This is a genomic window from Terrimonas ginsenosidimutans (genome assembly GCF_022012415.1).
GTDB classification, from domain to species: Bacteria; Bacteroidota; Bacteroidia; order Chitinophagales; family Chitinophagaceae; genus Terrimonas_A; species Terrimonas_A ginsenosidimutans.
This window is the reverse complement of the sequence record NZ_JAKLTR010000011.1, coordinates 1-12,869: the sequence shown is the minus strand read 5'-3', so window position 1 is coordinate 12,869 and position 12,869 is coordinate 1. Positions and strand designations below refer to the sequence as shown.

At 45.6% G+C, this 12,869-nt stretch carries 10 protein-coding genes; all 10 read right to left on the bottom strand.

Features of this window, described 5'->3' with window-relative positions:
- Positions 1–75: 75 nt before the first annotated feature.
- Entirely contained in the window at positions 76–828 is a 753-nt protein-coding gene (locus LZZ85_RS16640; RefSeq protein WP_237874461.1) for a hypothetical protein, read from the bottom strand.
- Between the two features lie 331 nt (positions 829–1,159).
- The gene (locus tag LZZ85_RS16635; protein ID WP_237874459.1) at positions 1,160–1,654 is read right to left on the bottom strand and encodes a type II toxin-antitoxin system RatA family toxin; all 495 of its coding nucleotides are present in this window, start codon (positions 1,652–1,654) and stop codon (positions 1,160–1,162) included.
- Between the two features lie 129 nt (positions 1,655–1,783).
- The gene (locus LZZ85_RS16630) at positions 1,784–2,569 is read right to left on the bottom strand and encodes a carboxylesterase family protein (RefSeq protein ID WP_237874456.1); all 786 of its coding nucleotides are present in this window, start codon (positions 2,567–2,569) and stop codon (positions 1,784–1,786) included.
- Positions 2,570–2,624: 55 nt separating this feature from the next.
- Positions 2,625–3,989, bottom strand: coding sequence for a glucoamylase family protein (locus LZZ85_RS16625; RefSeq protein WP_237874454.1), 1,365 nt, complete (start codon positions 3,987–3,989; stop codon positions 2,625–2,627).
- A gap of 64 nt (positions 3,990–4,053) precedes the next feature.
- Positions 4,054–4,977, bottom strand: a complete 924-nt coding sequence (locus LZZ85_RS16620; protein WP_237874451.1) for a LamG domain-containing protein — start codon at positions 4,975–4,977, stop codon at positions 4,054–4,056.
- 23 nt (positions 4,978–5,000) lie between these two features.
- A complete protein-coding gene (locus tag LZZ85_RS16615; protein WP_237874441.1) occupies positions 5,001–6,548 on the bottom strand; it encodes a RagB/SusD family nutrient uptake outer membrane protein in 1,548 nt (515 codons plus the stop codon).
- Between the two features lie 22 nt (positions 6,549–6,570).
- Positions 6,571–9,888, bottom strand: coding sequence for a TonB-dependent receptor (locus LZZ85_RS16610; RefSeq protein WP_237874434.1), 3,318 nt, complete (start codon positions 9,886–9,888; stop codon positions 6,571–6,573).
- Between the two features lie 151 nt (positions 9,889–10,039).
- Positions 10,040–11,152 (bottom strand): FecR domain-containing protein, encoded by a 1,113-nt coding sequence (locus LZZ85_RS16605; RefSeq protein ID WP_237874432.1) that lies wholly within the window; start codon positions 11,150–11,152, stop codon positions 10,040–10,042.
- Between the two features lie 66 nt (positions 11,153–11,218).
- Positions 11,219–11,803 (bottom strand): RNA polymerase sigma-70 factor, encoded by a 585-nt coding sequence (locus tag LZZ85_RS16600; protein WP_237874421.1) that lies wholly within the window; start codon positions 11,801–11,803, stop codon positions 11,219–11,221.
- 512 nt (positions 11,804–12,315) lie between these two features.
- Complete coding sequence (locus tag LZZ85_RS16595; RefSeq protein WP_237874419.1) at positions 12,316–12,675, bottom strand: DUF6717 family protein; 360 nt, start codon at positions 12,673–12,675, stop codon at positions 12,316–12,318.
- Positions 12,676–12,869: the final 194 nt, after the last annotated feature.

The following is a 12,869-nucleotide window of genomic DNA, read 5'->3' as shown; positions in this document are numbered from 1 at the left end:
AATTACACAAAACATAATTGTGAATGGATTACACATACCGCCACCAGTTGTATATATCCGGCAGATGATGCAAAATCAATGGCGTAGAACCATTTGCGCAGATCGCTCCTTTAAAGACCGGTACATTTCCCGGTATGCATCCCACCGGTCGTTATGAAGAGTGAACATCCACTTCAGCTTACCCGCAGTTATCACATACACCGACGTAGACGACAATCCAAAACTTTCCGTATGCGCCACTTCAGTTACAAATCTCCTAACTTCATTTGTTTCATCATGCCGGATTGAAACAACCTCAATAGAGACGGGGATCCGGTCTTTTACAAACCGATCGAACTTGTTATTTTCCGGGCAAAGACTAACCTGGTAACCTTCCTCATTTTTTATAAAACGGATGCGCTGCGAAGCCGTTGCAAAACAAGAATAAACAGTCTGAAGGATCGTTAGGCTATCGCCGTTCTGAAGAAACGACAGTGCGCTATCGACAGGCGGTTGCATTCCGTTATAGCAAAGATGAAGCATATTCACCCGGCCGCTTAAATCATGTTGCGTATTGACCACTGCTCCATCATATCCTTTGTAAGCAATTCTATACTTACCCGGAATAATATCGCTGCACCTGACGAAACCTTTTTCGTTTAATGCCTCGGTAGAAATGGTATACGCTAAAGAATCCTGGGGCAATGTATAGAAATAAACAGGCTGATCATAATCAACCTGATCTCCACTGATGCAATTCCTGAAACTCAGATACAGTTCAGTGGTTTTTTCCTGCGCCTTCACTGCGAATGAGATGACCAGAAAAATGAAGATCAACTGGTAACGCATACATTTGAAGTTTAGGTTATTAGAAGAATTGACCTCTTTGGTGTTGTTTCCTGTCGTCGTGCACTCTGTAAATGTCACCCAACTTCCCCCTTGATCGCCAGAGCACCGGATGTGGCAGGAGAATGCATACTCTATTAACTGAACAAGACCGGATTTGTTTTTCAGCAAGGATCATTTCTTTCAGAGGGCCGCTAAAGATTCCCGAGAATACGGATAACAAGAATGAAAAGACTTCGGCTTGACATGGCGGTGGGTGTATTTTGGTATACCAATATAGCAAATCAATGTCTGTTCGAAAGAAGGCGTAGAATTTTAGAAGCCCTTATTTCAGCTAACCTTCCAAACACTTCTTCAGATCATTCAGCCGCTGGCGGACATTCTTCTGCAAATTGCCTTTTACCAAAAAAGAAAAAATACTGAATGGGAATCGCAGATCATACGAATACAAAAAAATCACTTCAGTCGTCTGCCCATCCACTTCTTTGAAATTCCAGGAACCCAGAAATTTTTTAAACAAAAAAGGACCCTTTGTCATCCGGACAGCAGTTGCTTTCGGAGGATTGAAGGTGATGTATTCCGTTTCCATGCCAAGTCCGTTTTTTGCTACGCACCAGGCTTTTACTCCCTTACCGGCGCTGGTGACTCCACCCATGAGATCTGCTTGCTTCAGGAATGTATCCCAGGAAAGACGCTGATTATAATCCTGCGTGAAGTCAAACACTTCTGCAGCGCTTCTTTTAACGATGATGGATTCTGTGAATTTGATTGCAGGCATGGCTGCTACAAAGAAAGGAAAGATCATCGGGATGGCATAGGAACTTATCAAATCCCTATGCAATATTTTTTACGCCTGACGTAAAAGCAACGCAGCAGGCGCGGCGAGAGCAGCCCGGAGAGTATCGGGTTTCGCCGCCTTGTCACTGCGTCGCTTTACGACAAGCGCACCATATACTGTCTATTTTACCAGCCGCTGGGCGAACATCCACCTGAACAATCCCGGCTCCCTGAATGCCGGATCCCAGCTATTATGATTTGCCTCGGGATAAACGGTATATCTAACTGTCGCCCCCGCTTTCTTTAACGCCGCCTGCATTTTTTCCGAATGCTCCGGCAATACGATATCATCTTTCGCTCCATGAAAGATCCACCATTTCGTTTTCCTGACAGCTGACGCTGTTGCAGGGTTTGCGCCGCCACATATAGCAACCGCCGCTGCAAAATAACCCGGCTTTCTCCTTACAAATTCAAAGGTCCCCATCCCTCCCATACTCAGGCCCATCACATACACCTGGTCTTTCTTTATCTTATACCTCACTTCAAGGTTTTGTGATAAAGACAATAGTAACTTCATTGGCAACGAAGCATCACCATCTGCTACAAAATAAAATGAGCGTTTTCCCTTCGCATCAGCGATCGTATGCACATTGCTCCAGTAACTGGTAGCTGAACACTGCGGAAATACAACGATCGCAGGATATTGCTTCCGCACGCTATCACTCAAAAACATAGCACTGCCATTCGCAAGTTGCTTTTCATTGTCGCGCCCACTCTCACCTCTTCCGTGCAGAAAGTAAACAAGCGGGTACGATTTTGAGGAATCATAGTTCTCAGGCAACAGTATACGATATGGTAACGTGTCGCCATTCTGAATGAACTGAAATTTTTCATATAACGACCTGTCCTGAGCTTTAAGAACAACAACATTAGTGAGCAATATCAACAGAAAAAAACTTCTTATCATACATGTCATATTTATAACGTTAATACCCGATCACGAAAAGCATTTACCGTCTTTATCAGTTCGGTTTTGTCAGGTGCGGACTGCTAAAGCCCAACTTCTTTAGTCCTGTTTTTACTTCAGGGCAACTCATAAATAAGTTCCAAAGTAACCCTGTCCGGTGGTTTTCCATCATTACGACGATCGGACCCTGGTCAATAGCAAGATATCTTGGAAGAAACCAGTTATCTGTTTCACTGAATGCATCATAGAAACCGTAGCTCCCCCAGAGTTTATCTTTTTTGTCATTATACCAGTGTTTCATGGCAGCCATTGACTGATCCGGCGTATAAGGAAAAGATGAAAGAGCGGCTGTTGGCGAGATCACACCAAGATCGCGTTCTGCTGAAGGCGCATGACCTGAGTAACCTTTTACAGAATAACTTGAAGTAAGCCCCCAGCTGTCAGGACCATATCCTTTGAATCCTTTCGCATTGTTCACACACCACTGATAATTTATTAATGCCTGGTGTTGATTTTCCATCCAGTAATCCGCATACTGATCTTTGAGTCCGCGCGGATCAAGCCCAAGGTAAGAATAATGTGCCCAGAAAAGCGGGCCGCCATTGGGAGCGCCATGATGACGCAACTGCAACGTATAGCCAAGCGCTTCACGCGGCTCTCTGATCTTTCCATTCTCTGCCCAACCATCATGATACACTTCCGCAGCCACGCCATGTGTTGGAGATGCGGCAGCCAATATATACATGATCAGGCATTCGTTGTATCCGCTGACAGCAAAGTTCATGTCCCATCCGTAGTTAGGGCTCCAGTGCCAGTACAATGCATTTTTACCGTTCCTGTACCAGTCAAATTCTATTTCTCTCCAAAGCTTATCAATCCTTGCGGCAAGGGCCTTTTCTGCGGGTGAACCATCTTTATAATACTGGCGAACGCAAAGCAATCCCTGTATCATAAAGGAAGTTTCAACAAGATCACCACCATCATCCTTCTTACTGAATGGCTTCACCTTTCCCGTTTCACCATACCACCAATGCGGCCAGGCACCATGAAAGCGGTCTGCTTTTTCGAGAAAGCCGACGATCTTTTCAAATCTTTCAAAACCCTGCTGACGGGTGATAAAGTTGCGCTCGATCCCGACAAGAATAGCCATTACACCAAAACCACCGCCACCACTGGTGACAGTACTTTGATCTTTTTGCGGGTAAACGCCATCTGTGTGGATGCGCTCACGGGCCAGGCCACTGCTGGGCTCAGCACCATCCCAGAAATAATGGAAGGTTTGTTGCTGAACAAGACGGAAGAGAGATGTATCTGCGGGAGAAATTGCGGGCTGGGCAGTTACTGCCTGTTTTGAAGAATTACAGCCACTGAGAATACCCAGCAGGAACACCAGGAATACTATAAAAGAATACTTTTTCATAAGTAGTACAAAAAGCAAAGCACACAGACGCCGAAGCGATCTGTGTGCTTTTAAAAAGAAAAGATTATTTATTCGCTTTGCCTAATGCATATAAAGCTTTGATATGTGCATCTGGTAAATTGATATTGAACACACGTAATTCATCGATGCTGCCGGTCATTGCGCCAACAGACACATCGGCATTTACAGACTTGCCCGGGATCACGTTGTAGTTACCTCCAATGATCACTTCATTTGGCTCGTACGAGTTGAACAGGTTATTACCCGTACCTCTGCTGAAGAAAGCTCCGGCGCGAATACCATTTGCCCATATATCGAAAATACCATTGGTTCCATTATAGTTGATCACAAGATGAACCCACTTATCCGCACCAATTGCCGGAGTGATATACGGGAAGTAGTTCGCATCTCCCGGATTGTCTCTCTTTGTATTGATATTATCCTGCGTACCCCCACCAACAGTTGCGAAGGTTGGGTTGATCTTCAGTTCAGCAGTGTTTGTTGCCGGGAAAGATTGTGTATTCAGGTGAAAATTGATATTTCCAACAAATGTATTCGGGCGGGCGAGCTGAAAAAGCATGGTCCGTTTTGAACCGTTGTTCAGGATCTGCACCCATGCACTGATCGCGAAGCTTTTGAATACGCCTGTTTTGAATGCCGGGAAATTGGTTGGAAAGTACAGATAACCGCCCGCAAGCTTCAGGGCTGCGCCTTTTACGCCAGTGGTGATAAAAGACTCATTTGCTTTTTCTGCCGGTGCAGTACCCGTTTTCGTTTCATTTAATGAATTGTCAAAAGGCCAGTAGGCAACAAGGTTGCCCGGGAAGATCTCATCGGAACTACTGAATCCATCGATTGTTCCTTCATAATCTCCCGGATCAACTCCCGGAAGATTGTTTGGATTGCCATCCTTTTTGCAGGAGAACAAGCTCATGCTGGCAGCAATGCCGGTGCAAAGCAGGATTTTTTTATATTGTTGTTGTTTCATTGAATTCGTTTTTCGGTATAGAATTAGTAACCAAAGTTCTGAGTCAGGACATTATTACTCAGGTCGATCTGGGCCTGAGGAATTGGCAGCAATGCATCGCGTGCTGCGCTGAAGTTTGGTTTGCCCGCGTTATGCATGGCATCATCAGCAATACCCCAGCGGACAATATCAAAGAAGCGGTCGTGTTCCATTGCCAGTTCGATCCTTCTTTCATGACGGATAAAATCACGCAGTTCACCCTGGTCGGTTGTAACACGATCAGCCAGTGTTCCTACCGGAGCTCCTGTTCTTGCTCTTGCACGCACGGTATTCAAGGCAACTCTTGCAGCTTCTATATTATCAGCACCGCCCATTTCATTCGATGCTTCGGCAAACATGAGTACTATATCAGCATAACGGAGAATACGGACATTCATCCAGTAACCGAAGCGGTCGTTTACCCTTGCACGTTCAGAAGGTAATGTATACACTTTCTGATTGTAGCGGGGATTAGGAAGACCGAGCGGAGTCGTTTCGCCATATATAGTTATGCCGGGAGTGGTGGGTGTACTGGTATACAGGATCGTTCTTGCTTTACGCGGATCATTTGCTTCGTATGCCGCTTCAAGAAATGTACTCGGTGTATTCCAACCCCATCCCATGTTCCATTCAGTGGCGCCACGTACGCCCTGGATACTTGCATACTGAATCCCCTGGTCCGTTTTGATCTGCGCATCTGCACGACCCTGGATCTCAAATACAGACTCTTTTGAGTTTTCTCCTGATTCTCCAAAGATTGTCGCATAAGGAGTGGAAAGATCATACTTGCCCGAATTCATCACCAAAGCTGCAGTTGCTTTAGCCATCGCCCATTTCTTCTGTGTAAGGTATACTTTGGCCAGGATGCCATTTGCTGCACCACTTGTTGCACGGCCAATGAATTTTTTATCCCATTCTGCCGGAAGGAAGGATGCTGCAAATGTGAGATCGCTTTCAATTAATGAATAGATCTCAGCGGGAGTGCTTTGCGGAACGTTATTCTGTGCGGCAGGGTCAGCAAAAAGTGTATCGATTTTGGGAACACGACCGAACAGGCGCACCAGCATAAAGTAACCATAGCCACGGATAAACCTTGCTTCCGCCCTTGCCTGCATCTTTGCTTCCTCGGTTGCAACAATTTCATTCCTTATCGTGATCTGATGAATGGTGTTATTACACTTGTTGATCAGTCCGTAATATCCCGTCCAAAGCGCATTTGCGCGTCCATTGTTGGTTAATACAGGAAAATTATCCATCGTGATAACATCTGGACCGCCATCAGATGCGGTGCTGCCTTTATCGGCATCATCACTGCGGATACTGGTAGCAACGATGAAGCCATCTGCATGTACATTATAACCTCTCAGGTCAGTATATGCACCGAGGATGAACTGGTCATACGGACCGGCTCCTCCGGGATAAGGATAGTTCTCTTCATTATATTCTCCCTGTCTCGGGGTGTCGAGGAATTTTTTACAACCCGAGAATGTTGCGATCATCACGATGGCAAGCACTGGGAGAAGCTTACGTGTAATGATGTTGGAATATTTCATGTTCAATTCGTTTTTCAGTCAGTTAAAAAGTAAGATTGAAGCCAAAAGAGTAAATAGCAGGTACAGGATATGTTCCATTGTCTGCACCACTTTGCAGGATATTACCCAGCTGAGGTTCGGGTGAATAACCGGTAGCCTGGCTCCATGTTTTGATATTCTGTCCGCTGATATATACCCTGGCCTGCTTAACGATGTTGCCAAGCATTCTTGCCGGGAATGTATAACCAAACTGAACCGTCCTCAAACGGAAATAATCGCCTGGTTCAAGGAAATACGTGCTGAACAGGTAGTTGTTTCCTCTTCCATTATCCATGATTGGTTCAACATTGGTGCTTCCTGGAGCGGTCCATGCATTCAGTCGGTTTGATTCGTAGTTGAGATCCGTAAAAATTGCTGTGCGGCGTTGCGTATAGATCTTGTTGCCTGCAAAACCCTGTCCATCGATCATCACATCAAAGCCTTTATATGCAGCGTTTACACTGAAGCCAAAGCTGTAAGGAGGGAATGGAGTGCCGAGATAAGTACGGTCAGCATCGCTGATAAAACCATCTCCGTTAAGATCTGCATAGGCAATATCACCAGGCAGCGTGCTGGCAAAAGCCGGGCTCTTTTCGATATCAGCTGTGGTTTGAAAAACTCCAACTTGTTTGTATCCGAAGAAGTACCCGATAGAACGACCGCTTTCCGTCACATTATTACCTTGTGCGATCCGGAAATTGAACCGGTCCCCGATGGATTCTACCCGGTTCCGGTTGTAGCTGAAATTAGCCGTGGCTCCATAAGTAAAGTCTTTACCAATAGCATCTTTCCATCCCAGGCTGACTTCGATACCTTTGTTGCTGATCTCTCCGAGGTTATCAAAATACGGACGGTTTTCATTTGGAAGAACGATACTTGTCAGGATATCTTTTGTCGTTCTGTTATAGAAATTGATCTCGGCAGACAAGCGGTCTTTCAGCACACGCATATCCAAACCGAAATCAAGACCATTCACCACTTCCCAACGGAGATTGGGTGAGACGATGTAAGCCGATTGAATGGCCGTGAACACATTGTCACCGAATATAGCGTTTACAGAGTTCCTGATACCTGGTCTCCAGAAATCGTTCTGGAAGCCGTTCGAATTACCTGTTTGACCCCAGGCTGCGCGAAGTTTCAGGAAGTCGATCCCTTTTACAACAAAAAAGTCCTCATCTGAAACAACCCATCCTAGACCAACGCTTCCGAAAGTACCCCAACGGTTGGAAGGAGCAAATTTGGAGCTTCCGTCTCTACGGATCGTTGCATTCAGCAGGTATTTATTATTGTAGGAATAGCTGACACGGCCAAATGCACCCACCGTAGAGTTTTTTCCGCCGCCGCCACCAAAGTTCCCCGGATTGCTTAAGTTGGCGACATTGATATACCAGAAGTCAGGGTCTCTTGGAATGGCCACATCGGCGCCAACCCGGTTTCCGCTCACGTTCGAGCTTTGATCATAGATCGTAGTAAAACCAGCAAGCGCTGTTAAATTGTGGCCGCCACCCAGTCGTTTATTCCATGATAGTGTGTGATCCTGCTGGAATCTGCGAAATTCATCCTGACGTTGACCAACACTTGTTCTGACAGTCGTATCGAGAACAGTCCGCGTCGCCACAGGTCCTTCTCCAAGCTCGATAAAGGAATAAGCAAGGGGAGAATAGCTGCGGCTGGAATTGAATCCGAGATCGGTATAGAAAGTTGATTTGAATGTGAAATCTTTCAGGAACTTGATCTCTGCAAACACGCTTCCTACAAAACGGAAGCCCTGGTTAATAGAGTTACGATTGCTTCTGTTCAAAGCGGCAACCGGGTTACCTACCTGTACACGCTGCAGGGAAGGCATCGCATAGTAAGTATTGTCATCGAATTGAACAGGCACAATAGGAGCAGCCCAAAGCGCATTTGTCACGCTTACTCCTGTTGGATTTTGTTTCCAGTGAAACCCGCTTATATCCGCACCTATTTTGATATTTTGTGTAAACCGGATCTCCTGGTTAAGACGGGCGATGTATTTCTGGTAGTTCTCATATTTCAGCACACCGTCCTGTGTATTGTAGCCCAGGTTGAAATGGGTGGAGCTTTTTTCGCCGCTGTTGGAGATACTGATACTGTTGGTATTGATAACCGCATCGCGGAAGATCTGATCCTGCCAGTCGGTATTAGCCGTGTAGTTGTCAAAATCAAATTCACCCGCGCCTCTGTTGGCAAGCTGTGCTCTCAGCAATGTTTTATATCCTTCTGCGTCTACAACATCTATTTTATCGGTCACTCTTTGTACACCCACGGAACTTACAAGATTGATTCTTGTCTGCCCGCGTGCCGCTCTTTTGGTAGTGATGGCTATCACACCGTTTGCTCCACGCAGACCATAGATCGCGATAGAGGAAGGATCACGCAAGACATCCATTGCCTCGATATCTGCAGGGTTAAGGTAGTCGATATTGTCCTGCAAAATACCATCCACTACATAGACAGGGTTGGCACTGTTCGTACTGTTCACACCACGGATCCGTACTACAGGTGCTCCGCCTGCGTTACCAGGGTTGGAAACTGTGAGACCGGCAACTTTTCCCTGCAGAGAAGCAAGAGGGTTCGTGTTCGGCATTTTCGCAATCTCCTCGCCTTTTACAGATGCAACAGCTCCTGTCAGATCCCGTTTGCGTTGTGTACTGTAACCAACCACAACCACTTCATTGAGCGAAGTTTCTGCGGGCTGAAGCGTTACGTTGATGGTTGTCTGGCCATTCACTTTTTCTTCCATCGGCTGATAACCCACAGAAGTGAATTGCAGCGTAGCATCATCGGGAACAGTAAGAGCGTAATTACCAGACTCATCGGTAACCGTTCCCACACTTGATCCTTTGATAGAAACCGAAACACCGGCAAGCGGTGCGCCGGCAGCAGAAACCACCTTACCGGTTACGCGCACTTCTTTAGCCGCGATCTCCGTTGAAGAAGCTACCTCTTTTAATACCACAAGATTTGTGTTCAGGATCTTGTAGGAAATGCCGGTGTTCGAAAGAACCTTTGCCAGCACATCATCTATCGGCGCGTTTTCAACAGCTAAACTTACAGGGCGTTTACCCTTTATCACCTGCTCGTCAAAAAGAAAGCGGTAGTTGCTGTTCTTTTCGATCGCAAGCAGAACTTTTTTAATGTCCGTCGTTTCCAGGCGCAGTGTGATTTTATCCTGCGAGAAAGTTTCGGCGGAAGCATGAAGGCATCCAATGAGCAGCAGCAGCATCGTCAGTTTCATAATCCTGTAGAGCTTTGGTGATAGCAGGCCACAAATAAAGGAGCCCACTTCATTTTTTTTCATAATTTGTCAATTGAAGGGTTAATTACTGGTTATCTCCCCGCTGGAGACGATTTACTATGTACTTAGCCTTGGGGGCTCCCCGGCCAGGGAGCTCCCAATTCTTTTAAGAGAATCTTATCAGGAAGAGTTGTAATTCATTTGGCATATGGCATTATCGGTGAATAATTATTTTATTTCCTGACCGTTTAAATATAAATGGGGTGGTGGAGGCATAAGCCAGTCCTTCAAGAGCCTGCTCCACGCTCTCGCGCTCGAACGTTCCTGTCAATCGTTTCTGTTTAAGGGCCCAGTCCGTTATCTCTATATCAACAGCAAACCATCTTCCCATTTTCACAGCAACATCTTCGAATGGCTCATTGTCAAACACCAATTTGTTCTCCGTCCATTGCGTTTCATTGATGGTACTGTCGCGGGAATTGCGTTTGATCTGGTTCAATGTCATCAATGGCTGGTCCGTTTCTTCATCAGCTTTCCACGCTGCTACGGTATCCTTTTTATTCTCCACTACAAGCTTTTCATTGCTGGCAAGTATGATCTTATCAAGGGGACGGCTTTTTATGGATACTTCGAGACTCCCACGTATGAGGCTGGTTTCGGTAGCTTTATCCTCAGGGTAGGCTTTTACATTGAATACGGTACCAAGCACACGGACGTCAACCGTTGAAGTATGTACCAGGAACGGTTTTGCCGGATCTTTGATAACGTCGAAAAAACCCTCGCCGGTCAGCGTTACCTGCCGGTCTTCCTGGTTGTAATCCTTGTCATAGGTAAGTTTACTGCCTGCATTTAACCAAACAACTGAGCCATCCGGGAGCTGGATCCGTGTTTTAGAACCAAGGCGGGTGCTGATCTCGTTTATGTTTGCAAGCTGCGCGGGTGACGCTCCGGATTTCCCGGAAAACGGGTTAAAGAAAAGGAATGCTGCTACAGAGGCGGCCACTGTAAGACCGGCGATCAGCCAGCGGATACGTTTGCGGGAAGAATTTGAAGAAAGTTCGGCTACCGCCGCTTCCTCTTCCGGCTGGAGCTGTTTGCCAAAAGGAATATTCTTTTGCTGCAGCCGATGCAGGTGAAGAAGGTACGCTTCTTCTTCTTCTGAAATATCAACGTGTGGTTTGGAGTTCCAGATATCTTCCAGGTTCTGGGAGGCGAACTGCCATTCGGGATGCTGCTGCATCAGCTGTTCGAGCTCAGTGAGGTCTTCCGGCGAAGCTTCACCGGCAATTTTTCGTGTCAGTAAGATCCAAAATTGTTCCTGGCTCATGCAGTCATACGGCTTATCACCCAATAAGACAAAGCCCGGGAAACATTACCCCTAAAAGAAGCGCGGTTATTTTTTAGAAATTTTAACGTTGAGGCTGGAGACTTCCACCTCCATGCATTTTCCGAGCCGGCGCATGGCGATAGTCATTTGAGCCTCAACTGTTTTGACAGAGATCTGGAGAAGATCGGCCACTTCCTTATATCTCAGCCCATCATCTTTGATCAACTTAAAGATTAGGCGGCACCGGCTGGGCAGATCTTCAACAGCCTGCTGCAGTTTCTGCATCAGCTCCTCCGTCATCATCAGCTTTTCAGGATCGAAATAAACGCTCGGCATGGGCACCAGCCATTCTCCGGAATCAAGTGCCTGCTGGCGGCGTTCTTTGGCAATGCTGTTCAACGCCCGGTTCTTTACCGCCTTGTATAAATAAATAAGAGGAGATTCGATCGCCGGAAGTTTTGTCTTGTGTTCCCAGATATGAATAAAAACGTCTGACACAACTTCCTGTGCATGATCATTCGACTTGAGAATACCGAAAGCAAATTGACAGAGCGGCTTATGAAGCAACAGGAACAGTTTTTTGTAGGCTTCTTCACTTTGTTGAAGAGCCACCTGTTCAAGCAACCATTTTATGTGCAATACATCTTTCATTACGCCTTCGGTATGTAAAAGTATTACTAAATCCGTAAGTGGGAATTATTGGCGTGATGTTTTTACTTCGGTAGCCGTGATACAACAGCAAGAAGCTGTAAACAGACAACTACCTTTATGATCTTACTGTAATATTTCCAGCCATCAGTACGAAAAGAGCAATTGTCCTGTCAATTACTTCTGCGGTTTTCTGCTGGAGCGATGACAAATGGTAAATTATCTTCTATACTTTTCCTTCCGCAGAATAAAATCCAATTTCGTTTAGCTGAGAGATCCTTCGTCAGTATCTCGATGGTCGAAAATATAACGATCTATTAGACGCAATAACCTGTACCGGCTAGCAGCAACGGCCTCAATCCAATGCGACCATCGGCCATCAAATGAACTTTCGGGGAAATGCTTAACTAAATGACATTGGTATAAACTCAGTTTTTAGAATGGCATTAAAAAAATATACACGTGACTACTTCGGGATGAAAACCCTGCTGGCTTCATTAGCGTTAAAGTATAGTTCATTCAGTCGCCACTTCTTTTATGTGAATGGCGGCAGGCAAATGTCCAAATAACCATTCCGTCACCTCACACAGCCACATCTTCATGCCGACCTTTTTGCCATTCCATTCTTCGAGCAGATAAAAACCTCCACCGATATACGGATCACATTTCTCGACAAGTAAAAGTGTCGTGGAACCTGGTAATGCATGCAGATCTATGTCAAGGATGACTTTATCTCTTCCTTCTGCAATGATATCCAGCATTACGTCGGCTCCCTCCACCATTTGTAATCCTTCTTTTGTTCCTCCCTGTAATATATATTCAGGAAGATCAATATACCAGCCGGTTGGCTCTTTGATGAATTGATAAGTATTCATGATTCAATTTAAGGAAATACTGATTCAGAGTAATGGATTCAGAATAATACAGCTCTGCGCGTTGAAACCACCATAATAAATACGAAAAACAGCTCCAGGATCCGGTGAAATCATCGAGGTCTTCACTTAGTCAATTACTAGTTTTATTGAATAAAAAAACGACATGATTACTGACACTTATATTAATATATTAC

Excerpts from the sequence above, each read along its gene's own strand:
- LZZ85_RS16615 (WP_237874441.1), bottom strand. The coding sequence starts at position 6,548 with ATGAAATATTCCAACATCATTACACGTAAGCTTCTCCCAGTGCTTGCC.
- LZZ85_RS16595 (WP_237874419.1), bottom strand. The coding sequence starts at position 12,675 with ATGAATACTTATCAATTCATCAAAGAGCCAACCGGCTGGTATATTGAT.
- LZZ85_RS16620 (WP_237874451.1), bottom strand. The coding sequence starts at position 4,977 with ATGAAACAACAACAATATAAAAAAATCCTGCTTTGCACCGGCATTGCT.
- LZZ85_RS16625 (WP_237874454.1), bottom strand. The coding sequence starts at position 3,989 with ATGAAAAAGTATTCTTTTATAGTATTCCTGGTGTTCCTGCTGGGTATT.
- LZZ85_RS16605 (WP_237874432.1), bottom strand. The coding sequence starts at position 11,152 with ATGAGCCAGGAACAATTTTGGATCTTACTGACACGAAAAATTGCCGGT.
- LZZ85_RS16640 (WP_237874461.1), bottom strand. The coding sequence starts at position 828 with ATGCGTTACCAGTTGATCTTCATTTTTCTGGTCATCTCATTCGCAGTG.
- LZZ85_RS16600 (WP_237874421.1), bottom strand. The coding sequence starts at position 11,803 with ATGAAAGATGTATTGCACATAAAATGGTTGCTTGAACAGGTGGCTCTT.
- LZZ85_RS16630 (WP_237874456.1), bottom strand. The coding sequence starts at position 2,569 with ATGATAAGAAGTTTTTTTCTGTTGATATTGCTCACTAATGTTGTTGTT.
- LZZ85_RS16610 (WP_237874434.1), bottom strand. The coding sequence starts at position 9,888 with ATGAAAAAAAATGAAGTGGGCTCCTTTATTTGTGGCCTGCTATCACCA.